The sequence below is a fragment of the Natrinema sp. SYSU A 869 genome, from assembly GCF_019879105.1.
GTDB lineage: Archaea > Halobacteriota > Halobacteria > Halobacteriales > Natrialbaceae > Natrinema.
Map to the genome: position 1 here is coordinate 506080 of NZ_CP082247.1, position 23521 is coordinate 529600.

At 55.2% G+C, this 23521-nt stretch carries 12 protein-coding genes and 5 pseudogenes; 6 read left to right on the forward strand and 11 right to left on the reverse strand.

Annotated elements, in window-relative coordinates:
• Positions 1–297 precede the first annotated feature (297 nt).
• Entirely contained in the window at positions 298–1098 is an 801-nt protein-coding gene (locus K6I40_RS02270; RefSeq protein ID WP_222913604.1) for an IclR family transcriptional regulator, read from the forward strand.
• Between the two features lie 355 nt (positions 1099–1453).
• Here the strand turns inward: K6I40_RS02270 and K6I40_RS27715 are convergent, their stop codons facing one another.
• Entirely contained in the window at positions 1454–1735 is a 282-nt protein-coding gene (locus tag K6I40_RS27715; RefSeq protein WP_255681440.1) for a transcriptional regulator, read from the reverse strand.
• A gap of 1042 nt (positions 1736–2777) precedes the next feature.
• Here K6I40_RS27715 and K6I40_RS02275 point away from each other — a divergent pair.
• Positions 2778–3754 (forward strand): annotated as a pseudogene (locus K6I40_RS02275) (deoxyhypusine synthase).
• Between the two features lie 336 nt (positions 3755–4090).
• Here K6I40_RS02275 and K6I40_RS02280 read toward each other — a convergent pair.
• The gene (locus K6I40_RS02280) at positions 4091–6523 is read right to left on the reverse strand and encodes a cation-translocating P-type ATPase (RefSeq protein ID WP_222913606.1); all 2433 of its coding nucleotides are present in this window, start codon (positions 6521–6523) and stop codon (positions 4091–4093) included.
• Between the two features lie 7 nt (positions 6524–6530).
• Positions 6531–7319: a sulfite exporter TauE/SafE family protein gene (locus tag K6I40_RS02285; RefSeq protein WP_222912693.1), complete on the reverse strand. Its 789-nt coding sequence runs from the start codon at positions 7317–7319 to the stop codon at positions 6531–6533.
• A 342-nt stretch (positions 7320–7661) separates the two neighbouring features.
• Here K6I40_RS02285 and K6I40_RS02290 point away from each other — a divergent pair.
• A pseudogene (locus tag K6I40_RS02290) lies at positions 7662–8335 on the forward strand (IS6 family transposase).
• Positions 8336–8803: 468 nt separating this feature from the next.
• On the opposite strand, the gene K6I40_RS02295 reads toward K6I40_RS02290, so the two are convergent.
• The 3 genes and pseudogenes from K6I40_RS02295 to K6I40_RS02305 all read right to left on the reverse strand — a co-directional run bounded on the left by K6I40_RS02295 (position 8804) and on the right by K6I40_RS02305 (position 12641).
• Positions 8804–9394, reverse strand: coding sequence for a tyrosine-type recombinase/integrase (locus K6I40_RS02295; RefSeq protein WP_222912694.1), 591 nt, complete (start codon positions 9392–9394; stop codon positions 8804–8806).
• Between the two features lie 604 nt (positions 9395–9998).
• Positions 9999–10897 (reverse strand): annotated as a pseudogene (locus tag K6I40_RS02300) (DNA-binding protein).
• Between the two features lie 739 nt (positions 10898–11636).
• The gene (locus K6I40_RS02305; protein ID WP_222912695.1) at positions 11637–12641 is read right to left on the reverse strand and encodes an IS110 family transposase; all 1005 of its coding nucleotides are present in this window, start codon (positions 12639–12641) and stop codon (positions 11637–11639) included.
• Positions 12642–14719: 2078 nt separating this feature from the next.
• On the opposite strand from K6I40_RS02305, the gene K6I40_RS02315 reads away from it, so the two are divergent.
• Entirely contained in the window at positions 14720–15355 is a 636-nt protein-coding gene (locus K6I40_RS02315) for a hypothetical protein (protein WP_222912697.1), read from the forward strand.
• Between the two features lie 980 nt (positions 15356–16335).
• On the opposite strand, the gene K6I40_RS02320 is transcribed toward K6I40_RS02315, so the two are convergent.
• The 5 genes and pseudogenes from K6I40_RS02320 to K6I40_RS02340 form a co-directional block, all read right to left on the reverse strand.
• A complete protein-coding gene (locus tag K6I40_RS02320) occupies positions 16336–17580 on the reverse strand; it encodes a S8 family serine peptidase (RefSeq protein ID WP_222912698.1) in 1245 nt (414 codons plus the stop codon).
• The gene (locus tag K6I40_RS27720) at positions 17577–18146 is read right to left on the reverse strand and encodes a hypothetical protein (RefSeq protein WP_255681450.1); all 570 of its coding nucleotides are present in this window, start codon (positions 18144–18146) and stop codon (positions 17577–17579) included. The genes K6I40_RS02320 and K6I40_RS27720 overlap by 4 nt, the downstream gene beginning before the upstream one ends.
• A 467-nt stretch (positions 18147–18613) precedes the next feature.
• Positions 18614–18742: pseudogene (locus K6I40_RS02330) on the reverse strand (helix-turn-helix transcriptional regulator); the annotation flags it as partial.
• Between the two features lie 111 nt (positions 18743–18853).
• Complete coding sequence (locus K6I40_RS02335; protein ID WP_255681336.1) at positions 18854–19780, reverse strand: lamin tail domain-containing protein; 927 nt, start codon at positions 19778–19780, stop codon at positions 18854–18856.
• A gap of 991 nt (positions 19781–20771) precedes the next feature.
• Positions 20772–21233: a hypothetical protein gene (locus K6I40_RS02340; RefSeq protein WP_255681337.1), complete on the reverse strand. Its 462-nt coding sequence runs from the start codon at positions 21231–21233 to the stop codon at positions 20772–20774.
• A gap of 304 nt (positions 21234–21537) precedes the next feature.
• Here K6I40_RS02340 and K6I40_RS02345 point away from each other — a divergent pair, with 304 nt between their 5' ends.
• Together K6I40_RS02345 and K6I40_RS02350 are read left to right on the forward strand one after the other, a co-directional pair.
• The gene (locus K6I40_RS02345; RefSeq protein WP_222912700.1) at positions 21538–22710 is read left to right on the forward strand and encodes an inorganic phosphate transporter; all 1173 of its coding nucleotides are present in this window, start codon (positions 21538–21540) and stop codon (positions 22708–22710) included.
• A gap of 75 nt (positions 22711–22785) precedes the next feature.
• Positions 22786–23519, forward strand: a pseudogene (locus K6I40_RS02350) (IS6 family transposase).
• Positions 23520–23521: the final 2 nt, after the last annotated feature.

The window sequence follows — 23521 nt, forward strand, 5'->3', positions numbered from 1 at the left end:
GGGAATGTCTGGATCATCCGACGAAAGGTCCGTACATAAAATCACGAGTGCTGTACGAGGCTGTCGAAGACGAAATCGATGGCCGGTTTTCCCTGGAGTTGTTCGGATTATTCTGTAAAAGTCGGCCGTACTTGGAAAAGTGGTCGCGAGGATACAACGGATCGTATCGGTATCGAATCCTGCGAGAGCACCTTCGCTAACGTTCTCTGTGGAGAATCTTCGAGGGGGGAGCTGCTTAGAGCCTTAATAGTCCGAGTCAGGCGAACCATTATATTGTGCCAGTCGGTACAGAGAGATATGACTAAACAGACAGCGAAAACCACAGAACGGTCACTGGGCGTAATCGACACGATTCAGAGAGTGGGTGGCGCAACGCTCGATGAACTGACCGAGGAGTTAGAGATCGCGAGAAGTACCATCCACCTCCATCTCCAGACCCTTCTCGAAAAAGGGTATCTCACAAAGGAGGGCGCGGTATATCACATCGGATTACGGTTCTTAAATCACGGCGAGTATGCACGCTCACGCAAGAAGGCATACACGTTGGCCAAGCAGACTGTAACAGAAATTTCTGACCGAATCGACGAAGAGGTCGAATTCGTCGTTGAGAACGATAATCGCGGCATTCTTGTCCACGAATCCTTCCACCCGGACAGCCACTTTCCGTCCAAGGAGCAACATATATCTACCACGCCTAACTCTGCTGGGATCTACTATTATCTCCACAGCGTTGCAACCGGCAAAGCGATTCTCGCCGAATTATCAGACGAGCGCGTTGAAGCAGTACTGGACGACTGGGGACTCCCAAGACAGACAGCACACACTATCACGGATCAGAACGATTTCTTCCGAGAACTCGAGCAGATTCGCGATCGAGGCATTGCATTCGCCGACGAAGAGTACGTCGACGGTCTCAGAGAAGTCGGGCGGCGCGTGACAGGCCCCGATGGGAGCGTTCTCGGTGCAATCGCCATCATCGGTCCGAAGTATCGATTCACGGACGAACGATACACCACCGAACTGCCGGAGATTCTGATGGAATACGTTAACGATCTCGAGACCGAGATCAACGACTCGTATTTGGATGATTATCGCTAAGTAACCGGATCTCTCACGAACCCTAGTAAATGTCCGAGTATACTGTGTTATTATATATGTCTATTGTTTCATCGTAGATCTGGGGGAATTATGACGACTTATTACATCTGTATGAATGTAATTCTACACACGAAGTTGCGAAGCAGTACGATGCGATGCCGACATTGTTCGAAGGATCTGGACTAGTATATACCACTGGACGTAGACGTTACGTCTCCGGGGAATTGTTGCCCGTCATCAACCGTACTGCCGACAACTGTCAGCGAAGGATCGACTCTAACGGAATGTTCCCACAGAGTGCAAGCAGCGATACGTAGCGAATGGATGTACAGTCTAATTCCCAGCGAACAGGTGGTTACGATCCATCTCTGGTGACTTCGGTTACCCTCCCAATCATCGTCCACTCTGATTCACTTCCGTCCTTACGTCCGACCAGAACTGATCCGTTATCCGTGCTCGTGATAAATCGATAGTCCGCTTCATCGTCCTCACAGACACCCTCCGCCTGAAATTCCTGCTGAAAGAACTCGGCCCCGGAAATATGAAATATGGCCGTCGTTCCATTGTCGAGCGTCAATTCGACGGGATCGGGACTGAGCTGGTGTATTCGTTTTGCGATCGGATTGAGATCTGCCATATGTACATACTGGCGGTTACGGCCTATAAGTCGTGCTGATTTCACGCTAGATCACTCGATGACTTCCTCGAGTAAATCTGTCTCAACGAACAGAATGACGTGATTTCCCGTCTCAGTCCTGTCGTTTCGTGAGGCGTCACGAGTTCACCGGAGCGAGCGACCGTGATTGAGTCACATCTTTGGTCGGGAGTACGATGAGATTGTCCGATATAGATGGACTATTATAACGGACTGTCGATTCTGGGATTTACCCTCTTGAGTACGACCCACCACAAGAGTCATAATCCAAATGTGAATAGGTGACTATGGCCAGAATGAGGACGAACGTCGTGAATGGCTCCTCTCCGAAATCGAGTCCGATTCGGACGACCGGCTAAACGAGAGATGAAATCAGATGAGTCGTGATAGATAGGTGAGATTGTGGTAGACCAAACGATTTATCTCTATCTGATTGGTACTACGAGGTATGGAGCTCGACGAGGTCCTTAGCGGTGACCAGATCACTGGCCGTCAAGCTACGATGATCTTCTTCATATGGCTAACGCTGGTATTTGTAATTGGATTTATCCTTCTACTGATCACGAGAGGCACTATTGGGTAACATCCTCCTCGCAGTAAACGGCGAGGCTTCCCACGCATAGGGAATACCAGTTAGTCGTCGCTGGTGAACAGCCTCGGGTCAAGCCCCGAGGCACTCGCCTTATTCATCTGTAGACGCTCTCCAGAGACCCCAGCGAGAGAAGCGTAGATGCACAGACACCAATTGATGAGTATTTGGGCTGAGGCGCTCTGTTCGTCCTGTGCAGTCAGCTCGAGGTCGTCCGTTGATGCTGAGAAGGGAATCAATGAATAGGAATCGTCAACCGGTGACCTCAAGCGAACGCAGATCTCTGTGAGAGGGGCTGTTCGACGAGACACATATTAGGAGGGACGGGAACTCTACGAAACCAGATGCGAATCAATTTGTTCAGAGATACAGACTACCGAGTATACAGCGATCCATCTCGAGACATTCAAACCAGTCGTCGCGTTACGGGAACGTATGGAGGAAGATGACTCGCATGAACATGTCGTTCCAGATAGTGATGAAGAACTAACGACAGCGAACGTCCGTGGATACGATTTCCGCGAGGAGTTCGACTTTGATGACCTGATCGCGTCCTACGAGACGACGGGATTTCAGGCGACACAACTCGCCGAGGCCGTCGATATTGCCGAACGAATGCAAGAAGAGGAGGCGACGATCTATCTTACGTTCACCTCAAACATCATCTCCTCGGGATTGCGTGAAGTGGTTGCGTATTTGGTACGCGAAGGATACGTCGACGTACTCATCACTACGTCCGGGTCGCTGACGGAGGACGTTATCAAGACGGCAAAGCCGTTCAAGATGGGCTGGTGGGATGCTGACGAGGCGGCGCTTCGCGACCGCGGCATTAACCGTCTTGGGAATATCTTCGTTCCGTCCGATCGGTACGTATGGCTCGAGGAGTACCTCTACGACTTCTTCGACGACTTTTTTGCGGCCAAAAAAGTGCGCACGCCGACGGCGTTCGCACGAGAACTAGGGAGACGCTCGACGACGAGGATTCTGTCTTGAAACAGGCCGCGGATAACGACGTCCCCGTCTATTGCCCTGCGCTGACAGACGCCGAAGTCGGGAACTTCCTCTATTATTATCGGCAAGGATACGACTCGGAGGTCGGAATCGAGATTCTAGATGACTACGACTCGCTCATCGAGGACGGGTTGCTCGCGGATACGACGGGATTGATAGCCGTCGGTGGTGGTGTACCAAAACACCACGCGATCATGACGAATCTGTTCCGCGGCGGTGCAGACTACGTCGTCTACATTTCGACGGGGATGGAAGGGGACGGGTCTCTCTCGGGAGCGCCGCCGAACGAGGCTGTGTCGTGGGGGAAGATCAAAGACGAGAAAACGAATTACACGCAAGTCGAAGCCGAAGCAACGCTCGTATTCCCACTGTTAGTTGCAAGTGCGTTTACGGAGCGATAGGTTTCGTAATCAGTGTTTAGTTCAATTTATTGCTTCGGTCGGCATCGCCACCTAATTCAGTGCTTCGATCCGATCGTGTCGAAGACAGTGGATACGAATACGCCTTCACTAGCGTTGATTGCCACGTTTCAGGTGTCGTGAGTTTGTAGGTATCTCTGTGCGCGAGGTAATTCCGGCGAAAGCCGCAGACGAATCAACGATTCGACTCCTGCTGGCGGTCGGCTAGCAGGAGTCAATGGCTGTCTATACCGATGGCTTTCGAGCGTACGAGCCGCTCGATTTGGAACAAGAACGTGTATACCATTGCCGGTAACTCTCACGAAGAGGGTGGAGACCTCATTCGTCCTCTGGTAGCAATGCTCGGGTTGAATTCGTAACGACCAGTAAGCTACTTGTACCCATCGCAAGTGCGGCAAAAAGCGGATTTAGAAGGCCTAGCACAGCCAGCGGAATTGCAATGGCGTTGTAGCAAAACGCCCACCCGATATTTCCTTTCACGCGTCGATTTGTCGCCTGAGCGAGATCGAAGATGGTTTCGACAGACGAGAGATCGTCGTCGACGAGAGCAATGTCCGCGGCATCAGCGGCCATCGCGGTACCGCCACCGAGCGAGATACCGAGATCAGCTGCGGCTAACGCCGGCGCGTCATTGGTACCATCACCGATCATCACTGTTCGCCCAGTCTCGTTGAATTGTTCGACAGTCGCCACTTTTCCTTCAGGAGGAACACCCGCAAACACTTCGTCAACAGCACGATGCTCACGAAAACTCTCCGCCGCTCGAGCATCGTCTCCGGTGAGGACGATGACATCCCGTTCGTTATCCGAAATCGCGGTCAATGTCTCATCCCAGTTCACTCGTAGTTCGTCACCAACGACGACAACACCCTCGATGGTTCCATCGCGTCCGACAGCGACTGGAACCCGACCCGTTTCGCGGCTGTCGTCAATACGCTTGGCGACTGCCGCAGGAACCTCCCATCCATGGTGACGGAACAGATCTGGATGGCCGACGATGATTTTGTTACCGTCTACGATACCCGTAACACCGGTTCGATGACTATTGAAAGATTCGACGCGATCATCTATCGAACTGGTGTCCGAGGCGGATTCAGCTGTACCACCGTCAGTCACCGGCCGTTCGGCGGCAATTGCTTGCCCAACCGGATGTGATGACCGCTCCTCAAGGAGCGCCGCCTTCTCAAGTAGGGCTGCCTCTAGATTGGTGTCGATGACGGTCATCTCGCCCGTTGTCAATGTACCTGTCTTGTCGAAAACAACGGTGTCCGCATCACGGATTCGCTCAAACACAGTATCGTCAAAGATGACAATCGAGCGTTCCAATGCGTCGCGGATCCCCGCAGCGACTGCAAGCGGTGTCGCCAGTCCGAGCGCACATGGACAGGAAACGATCAGCACTGTGAGACCGACGAGAAGGGCGGAGGCCCCGCTACCGAGCAGGAGATACACGCCAGTGACGATAACTGCGAGGACGAGAACAACCGGCACGAAGATCGTCGCTAATTTGTCTGCGAGCTTCTGAATACCGTGAGAGCCACTCTGGAGGTCCCAGACAAGTTCAGCAATCCGATCAAGACTGTTCGTAGCATCTTCTCCGACGTGGATGGTCACCGCACCATTGGTTACCATCGAGCCGCCAACTACGGTATCCCCGATACGTTTCCGTACAGGAAGAGACTCACCAGTGACAACTGCTTCGTCGACGGCTGCGTCGCCATCGACTACCTTACCATCGATGGGGATTCGCTCTCCAGACCGTACTAGTACGTGATCATCGACCTCGAGCTCATCGACTGCGATATCTTCGTACTCACCATTTCCGCCAACGCGGCGGGCCTCATCGACCTGAATAGCCGTCAAATCGGAGAGACGATCGGTCGCTTGTTGCTTGATCGACGATTCATAATAGTTTCCGACCGTGACGATGACAATAATAGCAACAGTCACATCGTAGTAGATATGCGCGCCCCCCAGTACGATCGAAAGCGTACTGTAGAGGTACGCACTCACGGCTGCAATCGCGACGAGTAGATCCATATTCGGAGACCGTGTCCGAATACTGACGTACGCTCCCTGGAGGATCGGCTTTCCAGTCACGGCCAGGATGATTGTCGTGAGCGCTGCGATGACAACGTAGAAAGGCGTGGCAAGGGGGCTCGCAAGTGTGGCTTCGAAGAACTCTGTGACCCGCTCACCGTAAAATAGTCCGCCAAAATATGTTGGATAGATGATGACTATATACTGCAGCATCACGGACATCCCCATGAGAACACCGACTGCGACTCGGCCCATCTCCCAATTGTTTGCTCTCCGACGGCTAAACGCATCATCACGTGAGTAAGCACTGTATCCGAGACCACTGATCGTGTCTCGAAGATCAGCCTCTGAGACACGATCTGGATCGTGATCGATCTGAACCGTGTCCGTCACATAGCTCGAGTTCGCGTCACTGACACCCTCAACTGCAGTTGCAGAGGATTCAATGAATGCCTCACAGGTTGCACAGTGCATTCCATCGACTTCCAGAAACGTTGCTTCATGATCAGGTGGAATCTCCCGATTAGACTCTGATTCGTCTCGAGAACGGCGGACATCTTCTGCCTCGATATCGTCGACATCGCCGAGCGCATTATAGACATCGCGACAACCGATACAGCAAAACGGGTTCCCATCGTCGACGATATCACTTCCCTCTACGGGAAGATTACAGAGCGTACAACCGGTTTCAGTCGTGCTATTATTATTCATTGTGTTACTAGTTGGTATGATTTGCCACTTCGATTCCATCATAGAACGGTAATCTAGGGTGAGGTAGGTGAATCCCTAAGCTCATCAATCCATGTGCAAGCAGGATGTAGCCGAGGGCGACGAACGCAACCCCAAGCAATCGATGCACTCGTTGTCGATGAACCACATCGATAGCGTCGATGACGGTTCCATACGCGAAGACAGCAGGAATTGTACCGAGTCCAAGTGCGCCAAGAGCTACTGCCCCACCGGCAGGTGAGCCGATCGCAAACGCATACAGAAATGCTGGGTAGAGGATCGGGCATGGTAACAGTCCGTGAACCGCACCAAGTCCGACGATACCAAGGCCGTTCGCAAGACGATCAACGCGTGCCGCAAGCCAGCCAGATATCCGCTCAAGGCCTGGTAAGTGAATACCACCAGTTGTTCGCCCCAGTAAGTAATATACCCCGACGACCATGACGAGGCCACCGATAATGAGACCGATTCCACCACGGACGAACTTGACGACAGATGAAAGCGAGGCAGTCGTCACAAACAACGTACTGCCTAGTGCACCGAACACCGCACCGAGAAGCGTATAACTCGCCGTTCGTCCGATGTTGAACAGTGCATGCTGGCGCACCTCGTAGGTTGTAAGATGACTTTCACGACTGCTATTTGATGTGGCGCTATCCATCTGACTCGCGTAAACGGTGACGAGCGGACCACACATTCCGATACAGTGTGCACCGGCGAGGACACCGATTGCGAGAAATAACAGCACGTCGACGCCTAGGGATGTGAATAGGTCCATATCTATGGGAGTAGCAAGTGATACTGGTCGAAGTAGCCGCCCCGGATAGTAAGGGATTTCGTGTTGAACTCACCGTTCTCCTCTTCAGTTTGATCAAAACAACCGGCAATAGTAACCGTGATTTCGCCGCTCACTGCTGGCACAAATCAGTACTGTTTGATGGCTGCATCACTACAGGTATCACATCGAACCTGACGAGACCGTCCAAGCCCAGTCAGAACGGCACATTAATATCTGTAGACAACTATAGTAACTGTTAGGATTTCTACTCAGAGGTTGTTGCGGCAGTGTCTAGTTAGGCCAGTTTGAGAAGCGAGCAGGTCGTAGAGTTTGTTTGGGACAATGCTCGCAGACCTGCTCAGCGAGTGCTACGCGGCGGAATTTGATGACGCTTGGGACCGAGAGCGGACGGCGACGCCCGTCAGGGCGTTCGCCGTCCAGCTCCATGCGACTGGTTGTTCGCTTCGAGAGACACAAACAATTCTTCGCTCACTCGGCGTTGAACGCTCTCATCAAGCAATCTGGCACTGGGTACATCGGCTGGCTGACAGCGTACCGGACCCGCCGACGGCGAAGCCGTCGCGGGTCGCGGTTGATGAAACCGCTGTCAGGATCAACGGCAACCGATCTTGGATATACGCTGCAATAGACCTCGATACGAAACTCATTCTCGACGTTGCACTCTTTGGACGGCGAGGAACCGATCCAGCTGCTGCGTTTCTGCATGGACTCGCCGAGAAACACGATCTCTCCGACGCTAAGTTTCTCGTCGATGGTGCTGGCTATCTGACTGCCCTCTCCCGTTAGGATTGAGCGGTCACCTTGACTACGTTGATCGAAACCACATCGAAAAGTGGTTTCATACTCTCAAAATGCGGATCGACCGCTTCCATAACTCGTGGGTCGGCAGTCGGGTGAGCGTCAGAGAGTGGCTTGAACAGTTCGCACACTACTACAACACACAGCGACCCCACCAGTCACTCAACGGACAGACGCCAGCGGAGGTGCTAAACTAGACAGTGCCGTGATAAGATAAATGTTGAGAGGCGAATAGACTTACACTTTGAGTTAGCTTCCGAATTAGTTGGTTCAATATACAACCATGCTTATGATGTTCACGGAGGGGAACTTAGCGATTATGAGAAAGTGACAAATATACGTAATTACTACATCTCCTTCCCCGTAATAGGCACGTGTTCTGGTGGTTTGTAACCAAAAATGGATAGAAATTTGGTTTTTCACCGGTTAGGTGTGTGGCTAAATCTTATCTAAATAGTTTCGTCGATTCTTTCTTTTCTGCTCTTTGTCTCGAGCGTCGTAGTGCTGGTCAAGCACCTTCTCGGAGACGTTCATCCGTTCAGAGACGATAGCCTTCGGTACGTCCGAGTCGAGATGATGAGTGATGGCACTTCGTCGAATTGGATGACTACTCACTGAATCAGAGCATTTCGAATATCCTCGATACGAGGTCCCCTCACACTCGTCTATGTCTCTGTCGTGGGGGCAGTCTCCAGCGAAGTAACAAGGTCGAGTAACCTTGTAGCAGATTTAGAGATAGTCTTGTAGTGGAGCCGCCCTTGCTTCGAGGCCAGGAGTGGGTCTCTACCGTTATCATCAGTCACGTCTGGGCGTTGTCGTTTCACCCAATCGTTGAGAGCTTCGGCCAGCCGTGAATCAGTGACACTGACGTTTCGGTCACCTTCTGATTTGAGTTTCAATGCAGTCCCTTGCTCTGGCCGATGGCGGACGGCGAGGTACTGCTCGTCAGAGTGCCAGTCGCCTACGTCGAGCGAGTGAAGTGATGAACGGCGCATTCCTGTGTGATAGAGGGTATGGAAGACGATATGAGCGGTTGAAGCCCACTCGTATCGACAGAGGTAGTCAATAATCTGCATCGCCCTCTCGTGCGAGATATGAACGTCGCGCGCTTTCTCTGAATCGGACACCTCTGGGACGATAATTTTCTCCGAGACGCCTTCATCGACTGCTCCGACATTCTCACACCAGCGGATGAACACACGGAGGGTCTGAATATGGTATTGGAGCGTAACCAGATTCAGGTCGAAGTTCTCCATCCGCCAGTTTTTGAATTGCTCACAATGCATACCGTCAAGGTCGGAGAGGCCACCTGTGTTAGCTTCCTCGTCGAACCATTGAATGAAGTAATTAGCCGATAGCGATGATTCTGGATAGTGCTGGCAGTTGCGTCATGGCGTGATTGTAGGTACTGTTCGAGTGCTTCTTCTGGTGTGATGCTTGTGGACATACTTGCGTACTCCTGTCCGCCTCAGGGGAGGTGAGTACCTTCTTGCATGAGGGACGTTTGAGAGGCCCCGCGGTTGCCTCGCTGGAACCGAGCATAGCGAGGTTCCACGAGGTCATGTACTGGCCGCGAGCGGACTCGAAGCGGGCTGTAACGGCAAATCCCGGCGAGTCCACTACTATTTCTCCGCCATTTCCAGGGTTCTACACCGCAAGGTGCGGAATCATCTCACAGATAGTATTTGGCTGACCTCTCTGAGGTTGTGGCTGCGCACAGCGATGTTCTCGTGAGCGGAGCGAGCGAGAGCTGGGAAGACGAACGTAGTGAGTCTACCCAAGCGAGCACGGAGCGGAGGGTGGGAAGGAGGTGGTCTGGGGTGGACTGGCAGGAAGCAAAAAGAAGATCGCAGTACCCAACTACGCTTCCCACCACCGACCGCGATTGGGGAAGTGGATCGTGCTCCACCCGGTCACGGCTAGTGAGACACGTCCCTCGTACCAGTTCCGGGCCGCCTTGTGAATGCGCACTTGCTCACCTTCCTCGATCCACGGTGCCTCCGACTTCTCCCAGATCGTCACGCGAGTCTGCCCACTCTCGTCTGCGATAAGACCGACCTGCGTGATGCTTGGATGCGATGGATCCCACAGCGTTTCGACACGCCCGTCGATGCTCACCTCGTTCCGATCGACCTCCTCGAGTTTCCCGATGGGAATCACCTGCCCGGGCGCTGTCTGCAACTCCTCGAACACGCTGACGACCGCACTCGGCAGGTCTTTCCCACCGACGACGGCTTCACCCAGCCGTCGGCCGATCGCCGCTCGAGACCAGCCATCCAACTTCTCGGCCAACCGCATCGATTGCTTGTTCACTGCCGCCAACTGCTCCTGAGTGAGTTCTTCACGGGGATCCGCCCGCTCCGGGTCAGCCCTTGGGTTCACGCTCGCAGCCCGTTTCTGAAACTCTACACGCCGCTCTATGCTCCGCTTCGCGGCAATCTCTCGCGTCCGCTTTCACGTCCCTCTTGTGTTCCTAGCTCGGCCTGGGAACTGATCCGCTCGAGTTCTTTCTCTCGCGCCCTGATGCGTTCTTCCTGCTCGAGGGTCACACCGTGAATTCGCTTGGTGTTTGTCTCTGCAATTCCGTCTGGATGGTTCGCATCCACCTTCGCCTGTATCTCCTGTTTGACCGTCGCCTCGAATACCGGCGTCTCGTCGACAACCGGGACGCTATCTTCATCGACCGTCTGATCGCCTGCCTGTTCGAACGCCTGTTCATCCACCGTAACGACCTTGCTACTCGAGTTGTTACTTGACATTGGAGTCAGTACACTCCGAAGGCGCTCAGCGCCTGCCACCGCGATGCCCTTACATCGCGGTTTTCCGACGATAACGACCGACAGACCCATCTGCGCGCTCTCGCTCGCGCCTTCGCGAGCGCCCATCTGGGCGCGAGCGAGAGCGCGCCTGAGACTGGCAATCATCCAGCACCGCGCGCCGTCCGCCCGGAGCGAGCGGCCAGCACACAAGCCGGTTTCGCGTCCGTCGAGCGAGCGACGTCTGGAGCGAGGGAGACGCAACCGAAAGCGAGCTTGGTGCTGGCGCCGAGGGCACATGCATTTTAGCCCGGCAGTCCGCCCGCTACTGCAGGCAGACCGCCCGGAATGGTCGGTCGCGAGCGACGCGGAGGTCTCGTGAGCGAAGCGAACGAGACGTCGGTGAGCTTTGCTCACCGGAAGGCGGCAGCGGCGAGCGGGGCGGGCCGTTACGTACCACTAGTCAACCGGCTACATCGCTCGGCGAATCAGCCACCGTCCTGGTCGGACTCAGAAAGGGCGAGGCCGCCTCAGTCGTCCCCCAACCCCGCAAGCACCTATGAGAATCTGCGGCTGAAGCTACCACGCCGATTACGATAGCTGTTCGGGTGTAATAACAACTGTCTCCGCCATATTTCCCATTACCGCCCTGACCAGACCATAGGTGCTTCGCGAGAGATAACGAGAGCTGTCGCTACTGATAGGGCCAGCCGCTGGCTGAGTCGCGCCAGTCCGGCGCGACTCAGCTCACCGGTGGCGCGTACTCCTCCTCACGCGTGAGCATGTAGTAGACCGACACGAGCAGTTTGCGTGCGGTCGCAACAATCGCTATCTGATGATTCTTCCGCCGTTTTAGTCGCTCGTAAAACCCCGCGAGATACTCGTTTCCGCACGTAATCGCCGTGTTCGCACACTGCGCGAGTACCCAGCGCATCGCCGCCGATCCTTCTTTGCTAATGCCGCCACGAGTCTCGTGATCACTTGATTGGCGAACCGTCGGATTCAGTCCAGCATAGCTCACGAGTTGCTCGTGACTTGGAAACCGTTCGATTTCGCCGATCTCGGCGGTGAGCAACACCGCCGAGAACGGCCCAACGCCTGGAATCGTCTCTAGCAGCTTCGCCGCCTCGCTCTCTGTGGCGACCGCTTCGATTTTTCTATCCAACTCGGCGATCTTCTCGTCGTAGGTGTCGACCACGTCGAGATACGTCTCGACGATCACGCGATCCGTTTCTGCCAGCGAGAGTTCCGCGAGGAACTCTCGCCCGGTCGGGCCGAACAACGCACTCCGATACTGGTTGCCGGTGCGCTTGAGGACGGCCCGGACGCGGGATTTCACCCGCGTCCGGTCCTCGACGAGGGTCTTACGTGTACGAACGAGATCGCGTTGCTCGCGGATCTCCTTGGGCGGAACGTAGCTCTCAGCGACGAGGTTCGCTCGGAGCAGATGCGCGAGCATCTGCGCATCGATTTTGTCCGTTTTGACACTCGCTTCGGCGATCACGCGGGTTTTCTTCGGGTTGACAAGCGTAACGTCCATGTGCTCGTCAAGCGTCTCATAGATATGCCGGTAGAAGCCGGTCGCCTCAATGGCGACGGGCGACCCGGCGAACTCGCGAGCGAACTCGTCAAGGGCGCTGTCAGTAACGCGCCGTTCGTCGAGAATCGTTCCGTTGGACGCCATGACGGCCACCTGGGAGTGACCGTCATGGCAATCCATGCCGATGTATGGAGTCTCTGACTTCATGCTTTCACCAAGGGCTGTGTCGGGTGGCGCGAGCCAGATAGGCACCTATTCGCGCTCCTAGCGCAGTCGTTCCTATCCATGCAAGCGGGCCAGTCACCGCACCGTGTTCTATTCTGTGACACATGCTTACGGACGGCCTCAATCAGCCCCAATGTGGGTTCGCGCCGACAGGACTTAGCAGATTCTCATAAACACACCGCAGCCTATGAGGAGCGCAGCGAGGCGCGGGACTCGAGCGCGTCAGGGGCTTTCTCTTATTCGAATGTTCACGGAGCTCACTGAAGGTCGCCGCTGTCTAGCGATTCACAGCCCTCTGTCAAAGCTAGGGACGTCGTGCGGATTGGGACCCGCTCATCGCTATAGTAGCCACTGAAAGTCAATGCACACTCGATCGCATGACGGCTGTGCGATCGGCATGTAAATCGTTTCAGTTGTTAGTATAGTCATCACTCGAGAACCTCGACGTCGGGATGCTCTCCAGTTGGGCCGGCGACTGCTTTCGCACGCTCGAGTTCACGCAGCTCTTGTTGGATTTGTTATTCGATCGCATCATCAGCACTGTCTAGATAAGAGAAACCGCAATACGGGAAGGTGATGAAGTGACGGTATCGGCTGTAAATCACCATATTGGATCTGATATAGGGGACTCTGTTCCACGAGGAGCGACAATTCGGCTGCGTCAGCAAATTTCTCATAAGCAGTGACAATATCAGATCTCACCGGTAATGCTGTAGCAGGCTCTGAAACACTGCTATACGTCGAGACCGAGTAACTAGACAGTGCCTTAGCAAGCTTCTCCTCCCTATTCTGATAAATATCGGCTGGAAGTAGGAATGTCTGTCCCTGATAACTGATCTTCAAGACAAGAGATGTTCGGTCGATATTGCTCGAGGGGTCGGCTGGCAAGGGGGTTGAGAACCGTGATGTCGTAGCTATCTCCGTCTGGCGAGAGTTTATTCCCGTCGCCTCGCTCGATCCGAGTGGTGCTGATATCGTTGGCCGAGATAGCATCTCAAGCTCTTCTTAGGAGGTAGCATCGTTATTGATACCGGAGTGGTACACTTCTCCAACTGACACCTCATTAATGATTGCATCTGCACTACCGATGTGGTCAGTGTGGTTATGCGTGAGAACCATCGAATCGATCTCATTGACGCCTTCGCTGTCCAAGACGTCCAGAATTTGGTCACCCGCTCCTCGAGGACAGCGATAAGCACAGGTAATTCCGTTTTGGAGTGGTGAGTCAATTCTCATGCGTTCTCATAGGGTATATGAAGTAAAACCCCACTCCAAGCCCAATGCCTGCTCCAATAGCGTGAGCAAACACCAATCCATCTACCGTTTTGCCGAAAACAAACAACTGAACGAACAGTGAGGTAAGAACCCCAATAGCAAATCCAACGAGAGCCATTCGACGAGAAGACTCCTGAATAGTAGTCATATCGAACTCAAGAATCTCTTAGATAATAAATAGATGTATCATCCGGATCATCAGTAGCGTTTATATCGGAAAATTCGCACGTGTACTTACCAAGGACGCCGTAATATGGCCGTGTGAGAATAGTATTTTATTCGCCAACAGTCTCAACCTTGGATAGTAACTATCGACTCGTTCGTCAAACGCTTCAACGATATCTTCAGCGATTGATTCGACCTGACTGTCGGTTTCGATAGCGTCGGGAATCTCCTCGGTCAGGTGTATTTAGATAGCGAACTCAGCCTTGTCAATTCCCCGCTCTCAGCCTCATTTTCAATTTCGAGGAGATCCTCCTCGGCCTATTTAAGAGCCTGATTGCGGACGGCTAAACACGCCCTTCATTTGGAAAAATATAAATATGTAGTATACTTTGAATTAATAGCATGGCAAAAGATAGTTCGGATTTTACTCGTCGAGATGTCCTCAAACGACCGCTGTTGGTGGCGCAGGCTCTGCGGGACTGTTCGGTTTAAGCCAGTCTGTAGCTTCGGCGAAACAGAATCAAGCTTCGGCTCACCACAGCCAGTCCGGAAACGGAATCGAGGACGACCTGCTCGTCGAAAACGGGAAGATAGTGGGCTACGACGACGGCGAAGTCCAGATGAACGAGCCCAAGATCCTCGAGGGAGGTCAGGCCCGGAAGGAGGCCAAGGGTGCAATGCGCAACGAGGAGGTCCGGGCACTGCGAGACTGGTTCAAACAGCAGCAGCTGCGTCCGAACGTGAAGGGCGCCGCCGCGTTCGAGATCAGCTACGAAGGAGAGTACGAGGAGGTAAATCAGGGCAACCCGGTTATCGTCTTAATTCCGTACGCTCCGCGCGGAAAGGACGAGAAACGGGGCGGCCTCCTGCAGTTGTACATGGTCGACGACGGGCCCCAGCGCGTCGTGGGCGGCGTCACGGCCGTTTACAGCGAAGAGTTCGATGAAGGTGTCCACGCGAAGTACCTCGGACTGGACGGCGACGACGTGATCGTCACCCACGAAGAGACGCTCGCCAGCTCATTCTCCGCCTCTTGGAGCGTCAAGTGCGCGACCTGTGAAATTACCTTCGAGGCCATCTGCACCGGTACGTACGGCACAGTGGGGGTAGCTGGCTGCAGTACGATCTGCGCAGCGAGCGGTCCGGGCTGGCTGGCATGTACTCCCGTCTGCAGTACGATGGTGGTCGTCGGAACGTATTACATGTGTAACTTCGGAGCCAGCTACTTTTGCAGTAACATGGTCGACTTCTGTTGATCGGGTACGAAGACGCGTCCACGTACGCGGGTCTGGAAGCTCTCCTCCGCTGACACGCAGCAGGGGACAGCTTCGCAGTACTCGGAGCGGTCTACACCTCCGATCTGCCCTCGGGGAGGCAAGAATCGTCACGATGCGGCGCTCGATACCCCGAGCCACGGGTACTCCCGGTGCGAGAGAAGCAGCGGCGGCCGCACGGCGAGGGGACGTTCTCGCAGTACGTGAAAACAGAAACATTATAATTTACCTCTGTAATTCACTTATATGGAAGTCAATTTTAGTAATATAGTAAGTATATTATTTGATAATATAGCACGGGCAACGGTTATTGCGGCGTTTGGATCGACGGGCGCCTTGATCTACTTTGAGGAGGTTTCGAGCCAAGAGACTCCAGAAATGGTCAGTAGTGCTGTCATCGTCTTTTCGCTCGTGGGATTCTTGGCAGGAATCCTGTCCATCGTCTTCTTTATACACTCTGTTCGATAGCGTTCGGAGGAACGACCGATCCGCGTGGCGCCCTCAGGAATACACGACGCTGCCGTTCAAACCGTGACATTCTTGAACCGGAGATCGGGTTCACTACCCATGAGTTTACAGCCGTTTCTCCGTGACACCGCACTGTTTACCGTCCTGGTCGTCTGTGGGTTCATCGGGACTGGGTTCTTCGTCGCAGCCATGTAAGGCGAGTCGACGTCGGTGTTCCTCAGAGCGTTGTTCACGGAGTCTCCTGGTTGTTCACGTGTCTCGTCCTCTTCCTCGTCTGGTGGCTGATGTACCCCAAACTCCCGCCAGAATCGAGGAGTAGTTCGCTCCCGGCCCGCGGTAACTGGCGGCCAGAGACCGAGTCAAACCGTGCTGGCACTCGACTGAGAATGTGGACGACGGCAGGCGTGTTGGTACTCGCACGCGCAGGCTGACGCGCATGCTACACCGCACACCGATCGGACCACCGGATGCTTCCACGTCCCCTACAGTGCCGTCTACTGAACCGAAAGCAACGATTTGAGATCGAGGTGTCCGGCGCCCCGGTACTGCAAGGGGTCGATCTCCCTTGCAGTCTCTCGTAGACGGAGGCGAGCCGCCTCGGGACCGAGCGCAGGGTTCTTGCTCCGGAGGAGCGCAAGGGCACCTGTGACCTGGGGCGCAGCGAGACTTGTCCCGTCTGCCCAACCGTACTCCGGGACGCGCTTTTCCGACGAGCTGTTCGGTCGGTACGAGAACGTCGTGCTGAGAATACCGTCGTACCGTGCGCCAGGGTGACGGTTGAGAGCGGTTTCGTCGATCTCGCCGCCCGGGGCGCTGACAGTCACGGTTTCCCGCCCGTAGTTCGTGTATGTCGTTGGAGTGTATGCCGGTTCGTCGATCGCAGAGGATGGATCGACCGAATAGCCTCCGACAGCCTCGTTCGAGGATGTTGCTGGCCAATTGTATCCCGCAGGCGCTGTCGCGCTGACGGTGACGAACGACTCCACGTTGGTGGGGAGAGCGAACGGAGGTGCCTCGGGCGACAGCCGCTTGGCGTCGTTCCCCGCCGAGCAGACGACGATCGTCCCCTCCGTTTCAGCGCGTGCAGCGACCCTCTGTAGTGCGTCCAGAAGGACGTCATGGTCCGACTCAGGCGTGTACGGGTACCAGTTCTGGCTCACGTTGACGACGTCGCAGCCGTCTTCGACGGCGTATGCGAGCGCAGCGAGGAGGTCCCCTGCGAGGACGCCATGTCGAGTGGTGACACGATAGTCCCGCACCTCCACACCAGGAGCGACGCCCGTGACGCCACCGTCTCGCCCGGTACCAGCGATGATCCCTGTGACGTGCGTCGCGTGCGAACGACCTCCGATCGGTGTGTGATCCCCGGCGTCTTCCGTCACGTTTCGCGATCTCCCACCGTTCAGAGCGGAAGCGAGATCCGGATGGTTATCGATGACTCCCGTTCCGACGATACCGATGGTGACGCCGTCTCCACGCGTCTCTTCGTGGCACTCTCGGACGGACTGGGACTGCTTGTCCCACTGGAGTTCGTAGAGATCCTCTCCGGAGACGTCGAAAGTTCCCGTGACGCGCGTGCGTATCTCAGGGCCGAAAGACGACCTGCTATCTCTGAACGTAGCGGAGGTCTCGACCAGTTCGGGAGCCACGTAACCAACGACGAGGTCGAGTTCTGGGAGGTCGTGAACGATATCGATTCGTTCCCGGGTCCGTTCGGAGATGTCGCTCGCGTCGATCACGTATCGTCGAGGGTCGCTAGTCTCCGTTCGTCGCTGACAGCCTGCGAGCAGTGCCGTACTGAGGCACCCCGATCGTCGTAGGAAGCTCCGTCTGTCCATAAGACAGTTACCAGAGTGTAAATACATAAGTTCAACAGTTTCCCCAAGCGAACGATGCGTCGGAACTTGTCAGGGTGTTGCTCGAGAGCGTTCAACTCGGTCGCGCCCGCGCCGTGTTGCTGTTCCCACTCGGTGATTCGCCGGTTGTACGCGACGCCGCCGGTACCGGTCGCCGAACTCGTTTCGATCGGCTTTCTCGGGAGTTCCAGCGCCTCAATTTGTTCCGTGGTGACCGCCAGCCGTTCGATCACGACGCGTTGCTCGAGATCGCCGCGCTGGTGGAGCCACGCGAGTTTTCCCGCCATGTTCGCCGGCATACCGTACCCCTTCACGTCGAAATCGGCGAGATACAGGATTACGGCCGGCTTCCCCGCCGCTCCGATTCGTTGGGCGAGCTCATTCGCGACGGTCTGGGAGAGATCGACCTCGCCTTCGACCACGACGTTACAGCCACAGTCCGCAGCCAACCCGCCCTCGTCGCGGATGTAATCGGGAGCGTCTTCTCGCTCCAGAGTTCGATGTGATACGGCGACTGCCGGGCCTTGTCGAACGGCAGTTGCTCGCGAGCGCTCGAGGCGACATGGTCTGCGGCCCACTCCGAGTAGCGCGTCTCGTCGCGGTCGAACACGGACTCAGCGCGGGCCTCTGGATGGGGAATCTGTGGTGTCGAAACCCCAGTGGGAGCGGCAATCGACTCGGGGTCGGGTTCGAGCGTGTGGGTGCCGTACTCGGTGACCGTCCTAGTATGGGCGCGCTTGTCGATGATCCCGTCCAACGGGATGTAGCCAAGAATCCGAGCGAGGACGGCACACTCCTTGGGGTAGCCGTAACACCGCTGGGTGTTGTCGTAAGTATCCCACGAGCAGTCCGTCGGCGGCTGCACGTCTTCGTCGGACATGTAGACCGTGTAGTGAACGCCGCGGACGTGGATGCAGTCGCTCTCGCGCTGGCCGCGGGCAGTGATCGTGTAGTAGTTCGGTCGCTTGTCGAGTTCGCCTTTCTCGACGAGACCCTTGTCGACGACCTCGTTGAGGTTGGGATACAGCCGGGCGTGATAGATCTCGGAGACAGCAACCGCGAGCGCGTCGAGGGCTTTCACCGTTCGTTATCGAGTGCGGTCGCCACCACCTGACCCGCTGCCGAGACGTCTGAAAAATGAGCTGCCACGCTCGCTTTAGTACGCGAGTTGGTCGACGGTCGTCCCGGCTGCCGTCTGCACCGTCGCCGTGTCACCGTCGTCGTTCCAGATTTCGGTCCCGTAGCCCATGTAGCGGTCGTCGGCGTCGTTGGTCCCACTACCAGTGTGGACGTACACCGAGTCACCAGCGCCGAGCGTGAACTCTGCAAACGTGTGGCTATAACCCGCCTCGTCGGCGAGCGTGAACCCGTCGAGGTCGACCGAACTACTGCCGGTGTTGGTGATCTTCACACGCTCATCGTTGAGGGAACTCGCTTCCGCGTTGACCCAATCGATAGTGAGCGCACTTGCGTCCCCACCCGACGACCCGTCATCGCCAGAGCCGTCGTCGTTCGGCGTCCGACACGACCAGGCGTTTCGCTCGGCGGACTGAGCCGCCGATTCGGCGCTGTAGAACGAATCGCTTTGGGAGAACGTACTGTCGTAGACCCGGGCGTGGCCCCGCTCCACGAGACCGTAGTTGAAGTTCGAACCGTCGACCTGTACGTACGCGAGCAGACGGCCGTAGTCACCGCGTCGGTCCGCCTGGCTGTCGAATTGCAGCGTGACCGTTTGGCCAGCGAGTTGGTCAGTCGCGTACGCACTCGCGTTCTCACCCGCGGCTTGCAGGCACTCACGGCCCGCCTGCGTGTCCGGCACGCCCTCGAATTCGCCGGGCGAGACCGACCCGTACGTTTCCGGCGTGTCGACACCCAGTAGTCGAACGGTATCGGTCGACCCGTTCTGGTATTCGATGTCGATTGTGTCGCCGTCGACGACGTTCGTCACCGTCACCGTCGTCGACTCGCTGATCGAGGTCGTCGTCTCGACCGACGGCGTCGTGACTGCCCCCGCCGAGGCCGTCATCCCAGTTGCAACGAGCGCTACGACCATGACCGCTGTCAGGAGTTTACGTCGAACCACACTCACTGACCCGACTGCAATCGTCATCAACTTGTGTAATACCTATATGTACCCGTATATACATATATTTTAGCTCATTTCCTGGATCGAAACGAAACTGCACTCACCGACGGGTCGACCTACCACGCGCCGACGGTCGTCCAACCCGCGTGGCGACCTCTGGCATCAGGGCTGTAATGGAGTGAAAGAGTATCTTGATGCCGGTGAGATAGCCACCTGGATCCGCATCCAGGAACAGGACGTCAGCTGTGAGTACGCGACCAAACTCGCCGGCGAACGATTGACGGGTTGCTCGACCTCTCAAAGTATCGACTGTACGACGAACTGCGCTCCCGGCCGAGTGATGGACTCCAGTACAAGGAGCGACGAGTCGTGTTGCCAGCAGATGCAGAGATACCTGAGGAACAGCGCTATCCGACAGACTCGAGCCCGTCGACACCTGGTATCACCGTTGACTAGCGTCCCTAGAGGCCTGCAGATGCCCAAGCGGGCACCCGGCAGCTAACCGGCCACCGTACATCCACGACTTGTAGTGTCGGCTATCGGTACTGGTCACGGTTCAGTACTCGTCGCCCTGCCTGCGTGATCTCGTAATTACTGGTGGAGTGTTTTACGAGAAGCCTCCTATCTTCGAGAGCGAGTGAGGTTCGGAACTGCGTCTCTTCGACGCCGATCCGCCCCTCTATCTCTTCGCGGGACGGCGGTTCTTCGTCCTCGCCAACCGCCAATTCGGTTAGATACGCTCGCTGGAGTTCCGTTAGTCCGGGGTCCGACCACCCGTGTGTGAATCTTGGAGTCAGATCGGGCGAATCTGGCGAGACTTCGTAGCGAAACTTCGGCGCGTCGCTTGCCGGTGGGATCTCACAATACTCACACTGGACGGCATCGACGAATCGCTCTTCTGTTTCGACTGGTTTGACGTCGTGCGTTACGCAGACCCGCCACCGTCGCTGTCACCCAGCGCAAGTTGATACTGGTCCTCGTACAGAAACTATTCTGGAGTATACTCGTCAGGAAGGACATCACTGACACTCTCAACTGGTGCATAGTAACTGCATTCATCAATCCAGGTTGTGAGCCAACTGTCAGCTGTTTCGACAGTGAGCTTCTCTCGAACAACACCATGAACGAGTATCCCAATAGAACCCGTAAGGTCGATTTCGTATGTAGAAGCAAGGTCTCGGGCTGCACCGTCATCGGTCACGAGTGTGCCACCAGTTCTATCAGCAACAACGAATGCCTCTGCCTCACCAAGGTCGAGTTGGTCTCGAATCGTTGGATACGCTTGCTCGAGTTGCTCTGGTGCACTCTCCTCGAGAGGAATTTGTCCAGTCTCGATGGCCTTGAGTTCGTTTTCAAGATACGGATACCCGTTCTCGGTACCGCGTTGGAGTTCCCGTTCAACGGCAGGAACAGTCGTTAGATTCTCGAGTACCGACGTAAGCCACGTCACTGACTCAGTGCTCGCGAAGTTGCTCAACAAAGTTTGTCCGCTACCAGAACTATCCACAACAGAAATAGTATCAGAAGGCGATTGTTCTCGTAGATGGAACTAGATACTCAGCCGCATCAATTCGCGCAAGGTTTCCTCTCGCTTTATAAATCCCCCAACTGGATCTCGGTGCCAGATCCGTCAGGGAAGGGAAATTCAGGCTTGGATACATCGAATACCACCGCCCCACCCTTTAATCACTAAAGGGAAGGAGCTCCCTCATTTAAAACATAAGCGTTATGCCACACAAAATAAAGCTTCAGGTATGGATTCCGTGTTGTTTCCTTTGGGAATTCTAGCCGCAGCGTTCGTGGGATTTAATATCGGCGGCTCGTCGACTGGCGTCGCGTGGGGACCTTCTGTCGGAGCAAATATTATCAGCAAATCGATGGCCGCATTAGTGATGGTGTTTTTCGCCTTTTTAGGCGGGTGGACGGTAGGTCGCAACGTAACTGAAACGCTCGGAAGCGAACTCGTCCAACAGACCGCGTTCTCCATCGAAGCGAGTATCATCGTGTTATTGTATATCGGTATCGGGATGTTAGTCGCCAATATCTATGGTGTCCCAATTTCGACCTCGATGACTGCTGTCGGTGCGATTGCAGGACTAGGGTTCGCCACGGATTCGCTTAACTGGTCAGCAATCGGTGAGATTGTCGCCTGGTGGCTCATTGCTCCCATTATCGGCTTTTGGTGTGGGGGTGTCGTTGGTCGGTATCTCTATCCGTACTTGAACCAATTTTTCGAGATCCAGCAGTCTGACGGGCCGCTCGTCACGATAGATACGACCAGTACGGTACCGACAGTGGCGCTCGGTCCGGGAACGTCGCCTCGTGAACTTGTTAGTACAGTTATCGCGTTCGTTATCGCCTGTTATATGTCATTCAGCGCGGGGGCGAGCAACGTAGCGAACGCGGTGGCACCGTTAGTCGGTGGAGGTATCATCAACCCTGATTGGGCAGTCGTTCTTGGGGCGCTGGCTATCGGGTTAGGGGCGTTCACGATCGCACGGCGGACCATGGAATCAGTGGGCAACGGGTTAACTGAACTTCCGCTGTTAGCTGCCACCGTCGTGATGGTCATCGCCGCTAGTATTACGACGTTCGCCTCATTGCTCGGTAATCCGATCAGTCTGGCCCTCTCGACCGTGATGACCATTGTCGGACTAGGTTGGGGACGCGCGTCGCGGACCACAACTGCTATCGACCTAGCTAGAGGAAAGGTCAAAGGTAGTGTTTCGGTCAATGCAGTGATGATAGAGGAGACGGATGAAGTAGTACGAATTGGTGAGGAGAGCAACGAAAACCACCGGGCAGCGGGAGAACTATTTGACCCAGCGGCTGTAGTGAAGTACGTCATCTTCTGGATCATTAGTCCGTCTGTCGCGACCTTCTTCTCGTACCTGACTTTCAAATTCTTGCCGATAACTATGACTTAGTGATAAATACCCAATTCAGGCACCGTCTAGTTAGCGTGGTTTGAGAAGCGAGCAGGTCGTAGAGCTACGTTGGCTATGACGCTCGCAGACCTGCTCAGCGAGTGCTACGCGACGGAATTTGATGAAGCTTGGGAGCGTGAGCGGACGGCGACGCCCGTCAGGGTGTTTGCCGTCCGCCTCCACACAACCGGTTGTTCGCTTTGAGAGACACAAGCAATTCTTTGCTTGGTCGGCGTCAAACGCTCTCATCAAGCAATCTGGCACTGGGTACATCGGCTGGCTGATAGCGTGTCAGACCCGCCGACGTCCACGAGAGCAACGCTCTCGTGCGGCCCATCAGAACGCAAAGCGTTCTGAGGACGGCGCAGCCGTCGCGGGTCGCCATTGATGAAACCGCTGTCAAGATTAACAGCGACTGGTCTTGGGTATACGCTGCAATAGACGTAGACTCTAGGCTCGTTCTCGATGTCGCAGTGTTTGGACGACGAGGCACCGATCCAGCCGCTGCGTTCCTGCATCGATTGACCGAGAAACACAATCTCTCCGATACCGTGTTTCTCGTTGATGGCTATGGGTATCTGACTGTCATCTCTCGGTTAGGATTGAGCGGTCAGCTCGACTACGTTGATCGAAACCTCATCGAAAAGTGGTTTCACACCTTCAAGATGCAAGTTGACCGCTTCCATAATTCATGGGTGGGCAGTCGGGCGAGCGTCCGCGAATGGCTTGAACAATTCATACACTATTATAACACACAACGACCGCACCAGACACTCAATGGACAGACGCCAGCGGAGGTGCTTAACTAGAC